This is a genomic window from Maribellus maritimus (assembly GCF_022267315.1).
In the GTDB taxonomy this organism is placed as follows: domain Bacteria; phylum Bacteroidota; class Bacteroidia; order Bacteroidales; family Prolixibacteraceae; genus Draconibacterium; species Draconibacterium maritimum.
This window is the reverse complement of record NZ_JAIKLE010000025.1, coordinates 23,710-41,687: the sequence shown is the minus strand read 5'-3', so window position 1 is coordinate 41,687 and position 17,978 is coordinate 23,710. Positions and strand designations below refer to the sequence as shown.

At 37.7% G+C, this 17,978-nt stretch carries 14 protein-coding genes; 11 read left to right on the top strand and 3 right to left on the bottom strand.

Annotated elements, in window-relative coordinates; translation table 11 throughout:
• Nucleotides 1-130 precede the first annotated feature (130 nt).
• Complete coding sequence (locus K5G00_RS20020; RefSeq protein ID WP_238768014.1) at nucleotides 131-1,339, bottom strand: SGNH/GDSL hydrolase family protein; 1,209 nt, start codon at nucleotides 1,337-1,339, stop codon at nucleotides 131-133.
• A gap of 16 nt (nucleotides 1,340-1,355) precedes the next feature.
• On the bottom strand, nucleotides 1,356-1,919 hold the full coding sequence (locus K5G00_RS20015; protein WP_238768013.1) for a nitroreductase family protein: 564 nt from the start codon (nucleotides 1,917-1,919) through the stop codon (nucleotides 1,356-1,358).
• A gap of 183 nt (nucleotides 1,920-2,102) precedes the next feature.
• Between K5G00_RS20015 and K5G00_RS20010 the strand changes: the two genes are divergently transcribed.
• The 4 genes from K5G00_RS20010 to K5G00_RS19995 all read left to right on the top strand — a co-directional run bounded on the left by K5G00_RS20010 (nucleotide 2,103) and on the right by K5G00_RS19995 (nucleotide 6,708).
• Nucleotides 2,103-3,296, top strand: coding sequence for a saccharopine dehydrogenase family protein (locus K5G00_RS20010; protein ID WP_238768012.1), 1,194 nt, complete (start codon nucleotides 2,103-2,105; stop codon nucleotides 3,294-3,296).
• Nucleotides 3,297-3,356: 60 nt separating this feature from the next.
• Nucleotides 3,357-4,493: a carboxynorspermidine decarboxylase gene (gene nspC, locus K5G00_RS20005; protein ID WP_238768011.1), complete on the top strand. Its 1,137-nt coding sequence runs from the start codon at nucleotides 3,357-3,359 to the stop codon at nucleotides 4,491-4,493.
• A gap of 37 nt (nucleotides 4,494-4,530) precedes the next feature.
• Nucleotides 4,531-6,324 (top strand): alpha-L-fucosidase, encoded by a 1,794-nt coding sequence (locus K5G00_RS20000; protein ID WP_238768010.1) that lies wholly within the window; start codon nucleotides 4,531-4,533, stop codon nucleotides 6,322-6,324.
• Nucleotides 6,325-6,426: 102 nt separating this feature from the next.
• The gene (locus K5G00_RS19995; protein WP_238768009.1) at nucleotides 6,427-6,708 is read left to right on the top strand and encodes a hypothetical protein; all 282 of its coding nucleotides are present in this window, start codon (nucleotides 6,427-6,429) and stop codon (nucleotides 6,706-6,708) included.
• A 288-nt stretch (nucleotides 6,709-6,996) separates the two neighbouring features.
• On the opposite strand, the gene K5G00_RS19990 is transcribed toward K5G00_RS19995, so the two are convergent.
• On the bottom strand, nucleotides 6,997-7,731 hold the full coding sequence (locus K5G00_RS19990; protein ID WP_238768008.1) for a toxin-antitoxin system YwqK family antitoxin: 735 nt from the start codon (nucleotides 7,729-7,731) through the stop codon (nucleotides 6,997-6,999).
• A 289-nt stretch (nucleotides 7,732-8,020) separates the two neighbouring features.
• On the opposite strand from K5G00_RS19990, the gene K5G00_RS19985 reads away from it, so the two are divergent.
• From K5G00_RS19985 to K5G00_RS19955, 7 genes are all read left to right on the top strand, one after another.
• Nucleotides 8,021-8,341, top strand: coding sequence for a hypothetical protein (locus tag K5G00_RS19985; RefSeq protein WP_238768007.1), 321 nt, complete (start codon nucleotides 8,021-8,023; stop codon nucleotides 8,339-8,341).
• A 163-nt stretch (nucleotides 8,342-8,504) separates the two neighbouring features.
• Nucleotides 8,505-9,557: an alpha-L-fucosidase gene (locus K5G00_RS19980; protein WP_238768006.1), complete on the top strand. Its 1,053-nt coding sequence runs from the start codon at nucleotides 8,505-8,507 to the stop codon at nucleotides 9,555-9,557.
• 375 nt (nucleotides 9,558-9,932) lie between these two features.
• Nucleotides 9,933-10,463: an RNA polymerase sigma factor gene (locus K5G00_RS19975; RefSeq protein ID WP_238768005.1), complete on the top strand. Its 531-nt coding sequence runs from the start codon at nucleotides 9,933-9,935 to the stop codon at nucleotides 10,461-10,463.
• A 159-nt stretch (nucleotides 10,464-10,622) separates the two neighbouring features.
• Complete coding sequence (locus K5G00_RS19970) at nucleotides 10,623-11,630, top strand: FecR family protein (protein WP_238768004.1); 1,008 nt, start codon at nucleotides 10,623-10,625, stop codon at nucleotides 11,628-11,630.
• 82 nt (nucleotides 11,631-11,712) lie between these two features.
• Nucleotides 11,713-15,030 (top strand): TonB-dependent receptor, encoded by a 3,318-nt coding sequence (locus tag K5G00_RS19965; RefSeq protein ID WP_238768003.1) that lies wholly within the window; start codon nucleotides 11,713-11,715, stop codon nucleotides 15,028-15,030.
• 18 nt (nucleotides 15,031-15,048) lie between these two features.
• Nucleotides 15,049-16,503: a RagB/SusD family nutrient uptake outer membrane protein gene (locus tag K5G00_RS19960; protein WP_238768002.1), complete on the top strand. Its 1,455-nt coding sequence runs from the start codon at nucleotides 15,049-15,051 to the stop codon at nucleotides 16,501-16,503.
• Nucleotides 16,504-16,704: 201 nt separating this feature from the next.
• A complete protein-coding gene (locus K5G00_RS19955; protein ID WP_238768001.1) occupies nucleotides 16,705-17,967 on the top strand; it encodes a Gfo/Idh/MocA family protein in 1,263 nt (420 codons plus the stop codon).
• The last annotated feature ends 11 nt before the right edge of the window (nucleotides 17,968-17,978 follow it).

Below are 17,978 nucleotides of genomic sequence, written 5' to 3'. Positions count from 1 at the left end.
AGGGACTGGAAAAGAAAAATTCTAAAATTTTATCCTGTTTCCAGATTTTTATTATTCTCCTGTATTTTTAATAAAGGACAAAAAAAACAAAATTTAAGAAGAAAGTGACCTCATTTGAAAAGGGAAGCTTCTATTTTTTAGCATTGAAAAAGAAATACCGGATTCTGCAAACGTTTCCCAAACTTTCAGAATTTTTATCTTCCGAAACTCTAATTTGTAGCGTGTGACTTCGGTCTTTTAGTTCGTTTTCCAAAGTGTAGTACCAGGGTAAGTGCAGCGAATTACTCCATTCTGTGTATAAATCCTGTTTTTTCCAGGGATGATTATCAACGCTGTATTCGATGATTCCGGCATCTGGCCCAGCAGCTACAGCAATGCCAACAGCAGTTCCTTTAAAATGAAATTTAATAACTTTTCCCGGATAGGTTCCTTCGAGTATTGGTACATCAATATAATTATTACGTGTTCCTTTTTTGTCTTCCGGCTGCCAGTTTTCGATCATTGTCCATCCTTTAAATGTTTTTTTAGGATTGGGCTCAACCAGTTTTCCGTTGGAATAGGAATACTCGTCAATGGCATCTGGAATGTCGTGTTCTGTAATTTTTGCTCCGGGAAAATCATTTGTCCACTGGTCTTCCAAAAATGTTTTGATAGATTGAAAATAAATATTTTGCCCGAATGGCGAGGGGTGCAGATTTTTAAAGTCGTTCTTCCAGTCAAATTCGCCGGCATCAATTCGTTCCGTAACTTCCTGTGCCAGGTTAATTGCTGAAATGTCGTAATATTTTGCAACAGCATCCTGTAATTGAATTTCTTCAGGAATTTCTCCTGCCTGGTAATGTTCCATTTTTCCGGGGTCGACAAAATACATAAAAACAATATCACAGGCAGGATTTTCGGTTAATGCATGCCGGACTATTCCTTCCATGCCGCGTGTAATCTCCTCCGGTTTCCGATGATTAGTATCATCGTTTACCGACGCTTCTTCAAAAAGTAAATCCACCGGACCGTTTTTCAAAACATCGCGTCCAAACCGAAAGGCAGCAGGAGTTGAACCCATCGAAGGAATTCCGGCATTGATAAAATCAAATTCAGTATCAGGAAATTTTTGTGTGAGATAATTACACACAGAATCTCGCCAACCCGGATTATGTGTAATTGAACCTCCCAAAAACACAACGCGCCCGCGCTTTTCATTCGCAAACTTCAGATACGAATTTTTTAATGCCGAACGATGGATGTGATATTTTTCAGAACTTAATTTAGTTTGTGCTTTTGTTGTAACCGTAATAAGTAATAGGCTCAGTAAATACAAGGTAATCCGGGTTGCTTTTTTCATTTTGTCGATTTAGGTTTTATTTCCATTCCACTTTGGAATCGACAGGCCCGCGTCCGGGAGAAGGGTAGTCCACTGCAACTTTTCCCACGTAAAAGAATCCCATTGGCAACTGGCCCGGTTTTACTTCCAAAATGTCGTGGAGCAAAGATATAAAATAAGGCGTCGCCCAGAAAGCGCCAAGCCCCATTTCTGTTGCAGTGAGCCACATATTTTGTACAGCCATTGAAACGGCAGCTACCTCTTCCCATTCAGGAATTCGTTGAGCTTCGTCGCGTTGCATGGCAACCGAAATTACTACCGGAACACGTTTTATGTTTTCGCGCAGTTTTTCAGCCTTTTGCATATTTACGTTTGCTCCCTCTTTCATCTTTTCTTCGAGCCGGAGAAAAATAGCATTCGCCACTTTTTCTTTTGCTGCTCCTGAATAAACTTTAAATCTCCAGGGTTCAGTTTGTTTGTGGTTGGGCGCCCAATTGGCATTTTCAAGCAACTGTTGAGTCGTTTCTTCCGAAATTTCTTCTTTCGACATAAAACGGGGCGGCGTTGCCCTGCGGTTTTTTATGATATTATTTATGCTCATGATTACTAGAATTTTTATAATAAACTGGAAAAAGAATAAAATGTTGATTGTTCTTTATAAAAGTTGAAAAATGAATTATGTTTATTATTAAAAAGTATTTAATTTGTTTGCGTATATTTTTTCCGTATTTTAAACAATTTGAAACGAAAAAAGGGAGATTACCCTGTAAATAAACGATTGAAAATGAGTAAAGTTTTAATAATTGGAGCCGGTGGAGTTGGCCGGGTAGTTGCAAGTAAATGTGCTGATAACCCGGATGTTTTTTCTGAGATTTTGCTGGCTAGCCGTACAAAATCAAAATGTGATGTAATTGCCAAAGAAGTTGGTAAAGGACGGATTCAAACAGCGCAGGTTGATGCCGATAATGTTCCTGAAGTTGTTACTTTAATAAATAGTTTCAAGCCGGAGTTGGTAATTAATGTTGCGCTTCCGTATCAGGATCTTCCAATTATGGATGCCTGTTTGGAAACCGGTGTGAATTACATGGATACCGCCAATTACGAACCCAAAGAAGAAGCAAAATTTGAATACAGTTGGCAGTGGGCTTACCAGGATCGCTTTAAAGAAAAAGGAATTATGGCTGTTTTGGGCTGTGGTTTTGATCCAGGTGTAACAAGTATTTATACCGCTTATGCAGCCAAACATCATTTTGATGAAATTCATTATTTAGATATTGTTGACTGCAACGGTGGCGACCATGGAAAAGCTTTTGCAACCAATTTTAATCCTGAGATTAATATTCGCGAAATAACCCAAAACGGGCGTTATTGGAAAGACGGGAAATGGGTTGAAACCAAACCTTTCGAAATTAAAAAAGCGCTTAATTATCCAAATATTGGAGCACGCAATTCGTATGTGCTTTATCATGAAGAGTTGGAATCGCTGGTAAAAAATTTTCCGACTATAAAACAAGCTCGTTTCTGGATGACTTTTGGCGATGAATACTTAACTCACCTGCGTGTGATTCAAAATATCGGTATGTCGAGAATCGACCCTGTAAAATATAAAGGTGTTGATATTATTCCCTTGGAATTTTTGAAAGCTGTTCTTCCCAATCCGGGAGATTTAGGTGAAAATTATACGGGTGAAACGTCTATCGGGTGCCGCATAAAAGGACTAAAAGATGGCAAAGAACAAACTTACTATGTTTGGAACAATGCCAGTCATCAGGTAGCATACGAAGAAACAGGAACACAGGGAGTTTCATACACAACCGGAGTTCCTGCCATGTTAGGTGCCAAAATGGTACTTACCGGAAAATGGAGTGGAACCGGCGTGTTTAATGTGGAGGAATTCGATCCGGACCCGTTTATGGCAGAAATTGGAAAACATGGCCTGCCCTGGAACGAAGAATTTAATCTTGACTTGGAAGTTTAATTTATTCATATTCGGGAGCTTCGTTTTTTTGCGAGGCTCTCTTTCTTTAAATTTATTACATTGGACTATTCAAAAATTCCATTCCCGGCGTTTGTGTTGGATGAAGAACTTCTCCGGCAAAATTTACAACTGATAAACAGGGTTCAGAACGAGGCCGGGATTGAAATTATTCTGGCATTTAAAGGTTTTGCCATGTGGAGTGCTTTTCCTATGGTTCGCGAATATTTAAGCGGTGCAACTGCCAGTTCACTTAACGAGGCCCGACTTTGTTTTGAAGAAATGAAAACTCGCGCACATGTTTATTCTCCCGTTTATTTTGAAAGCGAGTTCCCGGAGTTGATGAAATATACGAAGCATATCGTTTTTAATTCTTTTAATCAATTCAATAAGTTTTATTCAGAAACACAGAAAACAGATCATCCTGTTTCCTGTGGAATAAGGGTAAATCCTGAATATTCCGATGTAGAAACTGATTTGTATAATCCGAGTGCAGCAGGTTCGCGTTTGGGAGTGGGAAGTGAGGAATTTCCGGATGAACTTCCGGAGGGCATCGACGGAATTCATTTCCATGTTTTGTGCGAATCCGATTCCTACAGTTTGGGAAAAGTGCTTCAAAATTTGGAGACGAAGTTTGGAAAGTACCTGCATCAGGTAAAGTGGGTGAATATGGGCGGTGGCCATTTAATGACGCGCAAAGGTTACGACCACGACCATTTGATTCAGTTGCTTCAGAATTTCAGAAAAAAATACGATGTAAAAGTGATTCTGGAACCGGGAAGTGCCATTGCCTGGGATACCGGGGTTTTGGTTTCGAAAGTGATGGATATCGTGGAGCACAAAGGAATAAAAACCGTTATTCTTGATGTTTCATTTACTGCCCACATGCCCGATACGCTTGAAATGCCTTACCGGCCAAGAATTGTGGGTGCAAAAGATCCGGATGAAAACAGTAGGCATTTGTACCGTTTGGGAGGAGTGAGTTGTTTGGCTGGCGATTTTATGGAAGCTTATGATTTTGGACACGAACTTCAAATAGGCGAACAGGTTATTTTTCTGGATATGATTCACTACACAATGGTAAAAACAACGATGTTTAACGGCGTGAATCATCCGGCCATTGCTGTCTGGACTGAAAACGATGAATTAAAAATTGTTAGAGAATTTCATTACGAAGATTTCAAAGGAAGGCTTTCCTGATTCTTACTTTATAACAAATAAAATCCGACAAAATACCATGAAACAATTGTCATTATTATTTCTATCTCTTTTTATATGTTTTTCAGTATTTGGACAAAACCAGACCAACGAACGGGCAAAATGGTTTGCCGATGCGCGTTTTGGTATGTTTATTCATTGGGGAATTTACAGTAGTGCGGAGGGATACTGGAAAGGTGAAAAATTGCGTAATGACAACGATTATGCAGAATGGATTTTTTACCGGAACCGTATTGAAAAAGAGGAGTATCTGACTTTGCTCGATAATTTTGATTGGGACGAGATCGATCCGGAAGAATGGGTAATTCTGGCTAAAAAATCGGGGATGAAGTATGTTACGATTACTGCAAAACACCACGACGGATTTGGATTGTGGGACAGTAAAGTGAGTAATTATGATTTGGGAAATTATACAAATCCCAAACGTGATATTATCAAAGAATTAGCTGATGCTTGCAAAAAACACGGTTTAAAATTGGGCTTGTATTATTCGCATTGGCTGGATTGGGAGCATCCTTTTGGGTGGGATCACACAAAGGAGTTAAATCCGATTTCACAAGAAGATTACGATAAATACTGGCAGGAAAAGGTGATTCCTCAGATGCGGGAATTGTTGACCAATTATGGCGAAATAGGCATGATTTGGTTCGATATGTGGATTGACCACTCTCAGGCAATTGTTTCGAAAGAGGAGTTGATGCAACTCAAAAATCTAATTCGGGAGTTGCAACCCAATTGTTTGGTGAATTCTCGTCTGGGATTGACCATAGAAGAAGATCCTGATATTGATTTCAAAACTTTGGGCGATAATCAACTTGGTGACAAAAAAGAAGATTTTCCCTGGCAGTCGCCGGCAACCGTTGCTCATTCCTGGGGATTTCATTCTTCTGATACGCAATGGAAGTCAACGTCAACGCTGCTAAAATCGCTTATCAATAATGTAAGCCTGAATGGAAATTTCATGTTAAACATTGGCCCTCGTGCAAATGGTGATGTGCCTTTTGAAATTCAACAGCGCATGCTGGAAATGGGAGAGTGGTTGAATGTAAACGGAGAATCGATATACGGAGCTGAAGCCTTTGATTTGGATAAAGATTTGCATGACTGGGGAAAGATTACCTGCAAGAAAACAGAAAATGGAGAAAAACTGTTTCTGCATGTTTTTAATTGGCCGCTGAGTAAAAAGCTTTATTTAACGGGGGTAGAAGCGAAGCCTGAGAAAATTTATCTGCTTGCGGATAAACAAAAGAGTCCGCTTCATTTTAACTGTGAAAATGTTTTTACTGAAATTGAATTGCCTTCTTTGCAGCCCGATCCGTATGTTTCTGTTGTTGTAGTTGAGTATAAAACAAAACCGGAAATTGAAGATGGCCTGGTGGCAAAAAATCAGGAAGGCGGATTTTCTTTGACTCCCCTCAATGTATTTGAAAAGCGAGATGAAATGCAGATTGAGAAAAAGGAAAGAGGAGGCACTATTCCTGAACACGTTGTTGTTTCCGAATCTCAAAAGTTTTCGTGGAAAATATATGTGGATGAGCCGGGTAAAAAGTCGGTTGATATTTCTTACAGTTTTCAAAGTAAAAAAGGTAGCAGCATAATAAAAGTGATCGCAGCGGGGGATAATCTTGTGCATGAAGTAAAAAATACAGGTAAAACCGTTGGGGAGGCAAATTCCCGCTGGGTAATCGATAATTACAAATCAAATTCTTTGGGTGAGTTTAGTTTTGCAGAAAAAGGTTTTTATATCGTGGAGTTGGAAGTGATTCCTGCAGAGGGAGAAAGCATCCTGTTTCAATGGGGGTGGTTAAAATAGAAGAATGTCCGGTTTTTATTCGATTAATGTTTTGTGGTTATCAACAATTGTTAATATCTCCGGTTGAAATATGGTGGATATAAACAGTGGGTGGTCTATTGTATGAAATTTAATATTTATTTAATTTTGATTCATCAGGTGAGCGATAAAAGACTGCTCCGAACGTGTGGAAACGGGAAAAGTTTCTTAGTTGAAACCGGAACCTTTCAACCCAACCTTCGGGATGGCACACAGAAAGAGCCGAAGTTTGAACTTGACAGTCTGGAAATCAACGTTCAGTCAATTATCGGAAGAACACCAGACGTTCTTTTAATATTGAGTCATCAGGCAGGAGATAAAAACGATTTCGGTCGGAAATATCAAACTGCACAGTTTAAGGGCTAAAACCCGGAAAACTGGAAGAAATTCAACAACCGAAAGGAAGAAGAATAAACACTGAATGACACTTCGTCCAGGAAGGCAATCCGGAATGCCGAACGGAATGCTGAAAAGTTTACGCCGTAGAAAGCTAAGCTGGAAGCTAAAGGGCAGAAATCAAATTCGAAAGAATTGAAGAAAGCCGGTCAAAATAACCGTAACCTGGCACGAGAGGAAACTTCGGTTACCTCAAGTGAATGGGAGCTATTCGTTACAGAGTAGTTCCCATTTGTGTTTTTATACATTTGAATTTTGTCAAAAAGTAATTGATTCCGAAACGATATAGCGGTTTTTATAATCGGTGAATTTCACTGCAGTAATTGTAATGTTTTGGGTAGTTAACGGAATAAGAATTTCGCCCACACCTTTTACTACCTGTAATCCTTTTAAGTTTTCCGGTAAATATTTTCCTTCAGCTAAATCACCAATAAAAAAATCTACATTTTTTGAACCATCTGATAAACGGGCTGTGATATAGTAATTTTCCAGAGTTTTGACTTTCTTAAGCAGTAAATCAGGGTGTTTTATCTGGTTTCCTGATTGATAATATTCTTTTAATCCAACTGCCGGAAGACCGTCCTTGTATTCGTATTCGGCCTGAAGTGTTCCGTCGCGGTGATATCTTCTGCAAACTCCGTCCAGTTTATTTTTTTTGTAAGACTGCTCTTTCCAGATAATGGGCTTTGCGTTTCCGTTTACAGGGTAGTAGGTGTATGCTGTTCCTTCCCGTTCTCCTGCAACGTAAGGGATTTCTGAATATAAACTGCCATGTTGATAGTATCTTTTTTGAATCCCGTGTTTAATGCTTGTTCCTTTTACCACAGGAATTTCATACTCAACTGCGGTAGCCGAATTTTCATATAATCTTGTTACGATTGTAATCCCCTCTTCTGCGGGTGTCAAATTAACGGTTTCTTCCACCTTTGGTTTTGGGTTTTGACAACCAAGATAAAAAATAGCAGTTATAAATATTATCCGGTAAAATTTCATTTTGACTTTTGTTTACTGAATGTCAGATAAAGTTAGTTAAAAGTGTTTGTAAATTGTTGTTTTCACAAGAGTTTTTATAGATATGGTTAAAAGGCTTTTTTTGCGTTATTTTCTATGACTTACCTTTTTAGCGAGCCCGTGTAAACTTGAAAGTGCAGACAGGATTAACCCTGAAAAAATACTTTGGGAATGGTGTGCTCATGGATATTACACTCCGGGCGATTTGGTGTAGCGAATAAACTCTGGAAGTTATAAATGTTTGTTGACTTTGTGCTGTAAGAGGAGTAGTGTGTTTTTAATTGATGCTGATTGGTACACAAAGATTGTAAAAGGCATTTTTGAAATAAATGAGAAATTTGATTTGTCCAAAGTCATTAACGAGGCAAAGACAAAGAATGTAGATATTATTTTATATTGTGACAGGCATGAGGGAGGTTATGGCGACAAAGAGTTATTCCCATACCTTTATTCAGTGGGTGGGAAAGGAATTAAATATGGTTTTATGAGCGTCAATGTTCCTTTTGCAAAAAAGGCCATGCACATGGGGCTGAAAGTAAATTGTTGGTCGGTTTTTATGATGAACCGTTTTTATTTACAGAATTTATGGTAGCTGCTACTCCGATGCTATTAATTGCCACACAACAATAAGAAAGGAAGAGATAATAGAAGAAAAACTGGCTCTGATTGGCGAATATTGTATGTGGATTAAACCAAAGATGAGAAAGTAAACGTATTATTGTGAAAATTAATGTTTGATAAATAAAAAGAGGATTATGAAGCTATTAGGTGTAATTGCAATTCTTATAGTAATGAGTGTGAGTTTAAACGCACAGACCAAGAACTATTTAAACGAATCAAAAGAAGAATACCAAAGACGAATGGAATGGTTTACTGATTCTAAGTATGGAATGTTTATTCATTTTGGATTATATAGTCAGTTGGGGGGAATTTACAAAGGAAATGAATCAGGTCGTTATGCGGAATGGATCCAGGCTAATCAGCAGATCCCAAAATCAGACTATATCAAACTGATCGATACGTGGGCTCCCGAAAAATTTAATGCCAATAAAATTGTAAAACTGGCAAAGAAAGCTGGAATGGAATATATCGTAATAACTACCAAACATCATGAAGGATTCTGTTTATGGGATTCTGATTATACTGAATACGATATTGCCGGTTCCCCAATGAAGGGCCGTGATTTTATTAAAGAATTGTCAGAATCCTGTAAAAAGCATAAAATCCGTTTTGGTACGTATTACAGTATCATCGACTGGAATCATCCATCGCACGACATTCCGGATTCAGACGCTAAAGAAGTTACCCGCAAACGTTGGCAAAATCCACGTTTTAATAATGGGAAAAAGGAGGAATACGTACAATATATGAAAAACCAGATAAAGGAACTTATTGAAAAGTACGATACCGACATCCTGTGGTTTGATGGTGATTGGGCGAGTTATTGGACGACTGAGGATGGAAATGATTTATACCAGTATATCAGGGAGTTGAAACCAGAAATAATTATCAATAACCGGGTTTCAAAACGCGAAATCTTCAAAAAAGACTTCGGCACACCAGAGCAGTTTCACCCGGATGGAACGCTGGATTATTATTGGGAAGCCTGCTATACGATGAACGATTCATGGGGGTTTAAGATCAAAGATACCGATTGGAAAAGGCCTGAAGAGGTTTATGAAAAACTGAAGGATATTAATAAAAAAGGTGGAAATTTTTTACTTAATGTGGGACCTGATGGTAATGGCGAAATTCCGGACGCTTCTGTTGATATTTTACTGAAAGTTGGTAAAATGTTGAAACGATGAGTAAAAAATAGAAATTTATAGCTTAACCCCTGTATGCTTTTTTGTGTCCCTGTTTTTTTTTTTTTGAGTTACAGTGTAACAGGAAATTACATTGGGAACACCAGAAATTGTGAAGGCTCTTTTCTTATGATAGTTTTTTCTGAGATTAATGTAATAAAAAACTATTGGTCTATTATTTTTACAATTAAGCTCTGTAAAGTATATCTTTGTTGCATTTTGATAATTATTTAAAACCCTTTGTACTCGGCACAGATAAAATTTAAATAATTAGTTTGATAAATCTTTGTATTTTTAAGGAGTTGGTCGATAAAATTATTTAATACAATTTGTCGGGGAGATAAGGGAAAATAATTCCTGGTTTAAACGGAGATATTGATGACTGATTTTGACCAAATATTTCAAAAATATTACCATTCTTTATTTTTGTACGGAAAGAAATTCATTAATAACGAGAACGATGTTTGTGATATCTTGCAGGAAATATTTATGGTTGTTTGGGAAAATAGAAAGTACAAACTAGAGGATGTACATTTAAAGTCATACTTATTTAATTCGGTTCGGAACAGTTGTCTGAATTACCATCGGCATCGGGCTGTTGTAAACAAGTACAAAGAATATGAGGTATTTAATGAACTGAATTTCTACGAAAGCGGAGAGAAGTCATTGATTGAGAAAGAAGATCTGAATAATATTTATGAGGCAATTTCTTTGTTAAAAGAAGATTATAAGGAAGTTATAGAACTAAGCAGGTTTGAAGGTCTAAAAAATAAAGAAATAGCTGAAAAATTAAATATTCCTTTACGGACGGTTGAGACCCGGTTGTTTCGGGCTTTGTCTGCCTTAAAAAAGATGCTCACACAGAGACAAATTTTTATTTTGGTAAACATGATATTTGAATCCGATTGAATCGTTAAATTTCTGTTAGAGTTTCCTTCTTTTATATTTGCTTTATGGTCACATAATCTGCTAATTGGGAATGTTTATTTAACAAAAAATAATTTTTTCCTAATTCGTTGACGTAGTTTTTACGCCAAAGGTGTATTAGCATATAGAAGCGAATAGAAAATGAACCAAAAAACAAATATCGAACAATTAATTGCCCGTCACTTGAATGGAGAAAGCACTTCCTCAGACCGGGAAACATTTAAAATATGGTTGGAGTCATCAGAGGAAAATAGAAAATTGTTTTATCAGACTAAAGACACCTGGGATGCATCTGTAAAAGAAAAGGACAATTCAAAAGATGCTTTGCTTCATTTTTATAAAAGACAGGCTTCCCAAAATAGTTCTTTCGGAAAGACTCTTTACTTATGGAAAACGATTGCCGGTGTTGCGGCCGTTATAGCTGTCGTTTTTTTTAGTGCGTTTCTGTTTAATATGTTTACCCGGGGAGAGGAAGTGACAGGAAGTAAAACAGAATTGGTTTCATTTAAAGTTCCAATGGGCTCTCGTTCTCAGGTAAACTTGCCCGATGGAACAAATGTGATACTAAATTCCGGCTCGGAATTAAAATATCAGGGAGTATTTACCAACAAAAATCGGGAAGTGAGTTTGAGTGGCGAAGCTTTTTTTATGGTGAAGTCAGACAAAGAACACCCTTTTATCGTGAAAACTTCCGATTTAAATGTGGAGGTTACAGGTACTCAGTTTAATATTTGCTCGTACGCAGACGATAGTTTTTCAAAAGTATCGCTTCTGGAAGGTAAAGTTAGAATCCAGTTGGAACAAGGGGAGCCTGCCGTTGGGATTGTTCCCGGTCAGCAGCTATACTTAAATAAAGAAGAAAGAAAGTACAGCGTATCGGAAAGCGATGTAGATATAGAGTCATCGTGGAAAGAAGGAGAGTTTCGATTTAAAGAAATTGCTTTTCCTGAATTAATAAAACGTTTGGAACGTTGGTATGATGTTCGTCTTACTTACACAGCGCCTCAGTTGAAAGAGATGTTGTACAGTGGAAATTTCAGAAACCAGGAATCCATTTGGCAGGTGTTGGATGCTTTAAAGTTAACTACCCCTATTGATTACGAAAAAACAGGATTCAGAAAATTCGAAATCAGATATAAAGCGAAATAAAAAAGAAGGTGGAGAGTCGGCCAGGACAAACCACCTTTCAATAATCAATAACATTTAATCATTGAATTAACATTTCAAATTTATGAAAAAAAAACGAACTCAGGGGAAGAGTTTTCTGTTTGACGACCTCCCCAAAATTTATCGGATTATGAGATTAATTTGTCTGTTTTTATTTGCTGCCTTGCTTCAGGTCTCGGCTTCCAGCTATTCTCAAACAACAAAATTAAACTTAAATGGTAAAAATTTGTCGCTTGAACGGGTGTTTGAATTGATTGAAGACCAATCTGAGTTTTCTTTTATCTACAATCTAAAACAGGTTGATTTGAGTAAAACAGTTGATGTCGATTTTAAAAATAAACAGGTCGAAAAAATACTTGACTCTGTTTTAGAAGGAACGAACATCACTTATACAGTAGACAATCGTTTGATAATTATACATCAGGAAGGTACTCCAAATATTAGTTCGGTTATTGGTGCACAGCAGTTGGAAACGGTTTCCGGGAAAGTAACTGATTCTTCAGGCCAACCACTCCCGGGAGTAACAGTAGTAGTAAAAGGAACTACCCAAGGAACGGTAACGAATGCTGATGGCGAATATTCATTAGCAAATATTCCAGGTGATGCAATATTGCAGTTTTCTTTTGTTGGGATGCGGACACAGGAAGTAGTTGTTGGAGGACAAACGGTGATTGACTTAATAATGGAAGAAGATGCTATTGGGATTGAAGAGGTGGTGGCGATTGGCTATGGTACAATGAAAAAAAGTGATTTAACCGGTTCTGTTGCTTCAGTTCAAAACGAAAGTGTTAATGCCTTCCCTACTACAAATGTTTTACAGGCTCTTTCGGGGAGAGCAGCGGGAGTACAAGTATTACAAGGAACTGGTGAGCCTGGTGGTTCTATTAGTGTGAGGATTAGAGGTACTAACTCTATCAAGGGGAGTAATGAACCTTTATATGTAATAGATGGATTTCCTACATCAGGCAGTAATCCTACTATTTTAAATAACCTTGACATTGAGTCCGTTGAAATATTGAAAGATGCATCGGCTACCGCGATTTATGGTTCTCGTGGTGCAAACGGAGTAGTTTTAATTACAACTAAAAGTGGGAATGTCGGTAAGACTAATGTACGTTTAGAATCTAATTTTGGGATACAATCTCTCAGAAAAAAAATGGATTTAATGAATGCACGTGAATATCTTGAGTTTTATAACATGGCTTGGGAGAATGCTGGTTTGGATCCACTTTTTACCCAGGAGGAAATTAATTCAACTGGAGAAGGATTTGACTGGCAGGATTTTGTTTTTCAAAAAGCACTAATACAGAATCATAGTATTTCAGTTAACGGAGGTAATGAAAAAACACAATTTTCAATATCCGGTTCTCTTTTTGATGAAGATGGGATTATAGTAAATAGCGGTTATAAACGATATTCTGTAAGGACTAATGTGGCACATAATATAAGTGACAAGTTTAAAATCAGCAGTAATATTACTTTATCAAAACTTTACAAACAGAATCAAAGCAGTAGTGGCGGAGGTAGAGGCACTTCACTTATTTCCAATGCTTTAAATACATTTCCAACTGTCACTCCCTGGAATGAAGATGGTTCCTGGAGAAACACGAAATTAGTCTATAATCATGCTCCGGAAATTTCTAATCCGGCCTTAGAAATGTATGAAAAAAATTCAGAAGGTCGGGAAAATAAAGTATTGGCAAGTGCAAGTCTTGAATATAAACCAATACGTGATTTAACCATACGGATAATGGGTGGAATAGAGAACAACGATTACAGGGGTGATTATTATCGTACCAATAATTATATTGGCGCGAGTGCATACGCAAGTGTCAGTACCAGTCAGTTTACAAGTTTGTTAAATGAAAATACTATATCCTACTCAAAAACAGTAGGAAAACATAATTTTTCAGGACTGGTTGGATTTACGTATCAGGATTTTTTGTCAACTTCTTTGAGTGGCAGTGGTACGGGATTTTTAAGTGATGTTCAGGAGTCTTATGACCTCAGTGCAGCCAGTGTTCCTGGAATCCCGGATTCAGGTTATTCGCTTTCCGTCATTCTTTCAGGATTGGGACGTATAAATTATAATTATGATGACAGATATCTGGCTACAGTCAACTTCAGGACTGATGGTTCTTCCAAATATTCTGAGGGGGCCAAGTGGGGATATTTCCCTTCAGGTTCTGTTGCCTGGCGTTTATCTAATGAAGGTTTTCTAAGTGATTCTGAAATTATTTCAGATTTAAAATTACGCGCTGGTTGGGGAAGCACTGGTAGCCAGGCAATTGGAGTTTATGCAACATTGAATGATTTATCAGCTGGCAAAACTGTACTGGGAGGTCAGTACTATACATCTTTTGCACCTGGAACTAATCTTCCGGGTGATTTAAAATGGGAAACAACCGAGCAAACCAATTTAGGAGTTGATGTCGGATTTTTTAATAACAGTTTATATTTCACGGTAGATTATTACATGAAAAAAACTCGTGACTTGCTTAATACGGTGCAACTGCCTCCATCTGGCGGTTTTCTGACAACAATTGACAATATTGGAGAAATTAGTAACAAAGGAATAGAGTTAGCTTTAAATGCAAATATTTTATCAGGTCCTGTAAAATGGGTTGTAGATGCAAATATTTCATTTAATCGAAGCAGAGTTGACAAATTATATAAAGGAGAAGATATTTTGGGTTCAAGTATTAATGTAACAGTAATTAACGACTATTTCAATATTCTCAGAGAAGGAGAACCCTTTGCCATTTTTTATGGATATTTGGATGATGGTTACAATGAGAATGGGTTGATTGGTAATTATGTTGACATTAGTGGAGATGGCGTTATTAGTGAGGAAGATAAAACCATTATTGGAGATCCAAATCCTGATTTTATTTATGGTTTAAATTCAACTCTATCGTTCAAGAATTTTGAGTTTACAGTTTTTATACAAGGGACTCAGGGGAATGATATATTTAATCTTGCAGGGGTTAACAGTACCCTCGATGTTCATTTCGGAGGGAATATGCCCAAAGAAGTACTATATAATCATTGGACACCTGAGAATCCAAATGCCAAATATCCTATCCCAAGCCGCTACAATAGTATTCGCGTTTCCGATAGATTTATTGAGGATGGTTCATATTTAAGATTCCGGAATATTCAATTGGCATATAATATCCCATTTTCCAAATGGGGCATTTCTAAGATTAAGAATGTTCAGGTATATATTGGTGGGAAAAATCTTATCACTTTAACAAACTATTCAAGATGGGATCCAGAAGTAAATTCCTTGGGAGGATCTAATTCAATGAACCAGGGTATAGACTATAATACTTTCCCGGTAAATAAGTCTGTAAATTTTGGAATACGAGCTGATTTTTAAAATTAAAATTGATAAATCATGAGAAAAATAATATTAGTTGGGATTATCACTGGAATTATTATTGGAGTAACATCTTGTGAAGATATTTTACAAGAAGAGCCTAAAGCAATGGTTGTAGAACAGTTTTATAACACAGCCGGAGATCTTGAGACAGCTGTTAATGCAATATTTAATCCACTTCGGTCAAATAATTGCTTTGGTGCGCTCTATACCTGGCAATTAGAAGTTTACTCTGGAATGCATCTTATTCGTGGTGGTAGCTATTTGCCTTTATTGGAATTTAACGGACTTGACAATACCAATATAAATAGAATTAGTTCTATTTGGATCCAATTTTACCAGGCGATTAGAAACGCTAACCTGGTGATCGAAAATGCACCAAATGCAAATAATGCCAGTGAAGCGGAAATTGTAAAATATATGGCAGAGGCTAAATTCTTGAGAGCTTTATCTTACTTTTATATGATTCCCATGTGGGGCAAGCTACCTTTAATTACTGAAGATAATTATAGAGATTTGAATATTCCTTTAAGCAGTGAAGGTGATGTTTATGCCCTTATTATTAATGATCTTCTTTATGCGGAACAAAATCTTCCAGATGATCCCAGTGTTGCTGGAAGGCCAACAAGGTGGGCGGCAAAGTCAGTTTTGGCCCATGTATATTTTACAAGAGGTGACTACGACAATGCAATGAATAAAGCGAACGAAGTAATTAACTCAAATAAATTTGAATTAATTGGTATTGAAACTGTTGAGGACTTTCAAAAGCTTTATGGAGCAACTCTTATTACTTCTTCGGAAGAGATCTATTACATTAAGTACAACCAGGAGTCAGGATGGTATTTCGTTGAATTTTTGCGCCATCCAAATGATGGTCTATATAATGGAGGTGGACTATATGGATTGCATTTGGATACCGTATTACAGGCAAATATTTGGAACAGATGGAATGATGCAGATCTTCGCAAACAACTTTATTTTCCCTTTGAATTTGGTATGGGGCCTAATACTATGCTAAGTAAGAAATTTTATGATACCGAACGTCTCTCAAATTCTGCCACAGATTTTCCTTTATATCGATATGCTGATGTACTGTTACTATATGCAGAAGCAGCGGCCAGAATGAGTAATGGCCCAACAGCAGATGCGATGGAAAAACTAAATATGGTGCACCGCAGAGCCTATGGGAAAAATCCTTCACAACCATCTGAAGTCGATTTTCAATTAACCGATTATTCTGATTTGTCGGGTTTCCTTGATTTAGTTTTAATAGAAAGAGGCTATGAAAACGATTTTGAAGGGGGAAAACGTTGGTTTGATTTGATTCGACTTGGCAGGGATAAAACAAGAGAAGTAATAAAGGATATTACAGGAAAAGATATCGCTGAACGACATTTTTTATGGCCGTTTCCAAGTAATGAGCTTGAGCTAAATGATGCTATAAACGACAATGAACAGAATCCGGGCTATTAAATGTAATTGACAGCATAGTCGGTGCTACGCAAATTATGAATTTGGTGAAAACATTTTTTGTGGAGTAAAATCCAACCCGCTTTTTGACAGACAGGTTGGTTATGGTAACCACCTGTTTGTCACTTAGGGCAATAGTTTTTGTCTTATCACCTAAATCAAAGACGAATCAAAAGAACAATATATTGGATTAAATAGAATAATATGACGCAGAGAAGAGATTTTATTAAAAAAAGCTTAGTGGGGACTGCCGGTACCGCTTTAATAGGCCCCTTTTCTTATGGTAGGCCAGCTTATGCTGACAACACAAAACAATGGAAAGTTGCCATCGTCAAAGACAAGTCGAAACAGATGTTCGGCCTGCACGGAATGCATGTTGCTTTTCATGGTATACCTAATGTCAAAGTTGTTGGTCTTGTCGATGGCAGCACAAGCAATATCGAAGCAAAATTGGCGCAAACAGAGGCAAAACAGCATTACTTAAGCTGCGAAGCGTTATTGAAAAACGAAAGACCAGACATAGTTGTACTGACGTCACGTTGGCCAAATGATCATTTGGAGCAGATTCGTTTTTTTGCTGAAAATGGTTGCCATATTTATTGCGAAAAACCGTTGACCGCCTTTTTATATGAAGCAGATGAAATTATTCAAATTGCAGAAAAAAACGAAATAAAAATCGCTATGGCTCATCCCTGTCGCAACGGACTTGGTTTCGTTACGATGAAAAGGCTCATTGAGTCTGGTAAAATTGGTATCCCCCTTACTGTTCATGGATGGGGTAAAAGCGATCATCGTGGCGGCGGCGAAGATATGATGACGCTTGGAACACACATTTTCGATCTGATGATTTATCTCTTCGGGCGACCGGAATCTGTATCTGCTGATGTACGGGTCAACGGAAAGCCCTTTACAGGTCTGGAACTGACTAAAACAACGGAACCTATTGGACTGGCGGCAGGCGACGAAATTTTCGCTACATTCCGGTTTCCCGGTAGTGTTCGGGGGATTTTCGAAAGTCGCAGTAATCTGTACAAAAATGATAACCGAATGGGAGTTTGTGTTATTGGAAGCAAAGGCATGTTGTCACTTCGGTTTTCAGACGCTCATCGTGAGCCACAGCCACTCCGGTTCAACAATGCACCATGTGCACCTGCAAATGAAACCGTAGCTGAAACGATAGAATTGAATGAAGATCGGGTAATCCCTGGTGCCCAACCGTTGGATTATTCCTTAGTAGGTACACAAGATGTTCCTTTTGGACCGATTTTTATTGAAGCTGGCCGCTTTGCGGTTTGGGACTTGATGCAGGCGATTCAGGAAGATCGTCAACCGATAACGAATATTTACGATGCACGGGCGGCATTGGAAATGATCTATGGTGTTTACGCGTCTCATCTCACGAAGAGTCCGATATACTTTCCACTGGCAGATCGTAGGCATCCCTTAGAAAAATTCAAAAGTAAATAAGATAAAAAAGA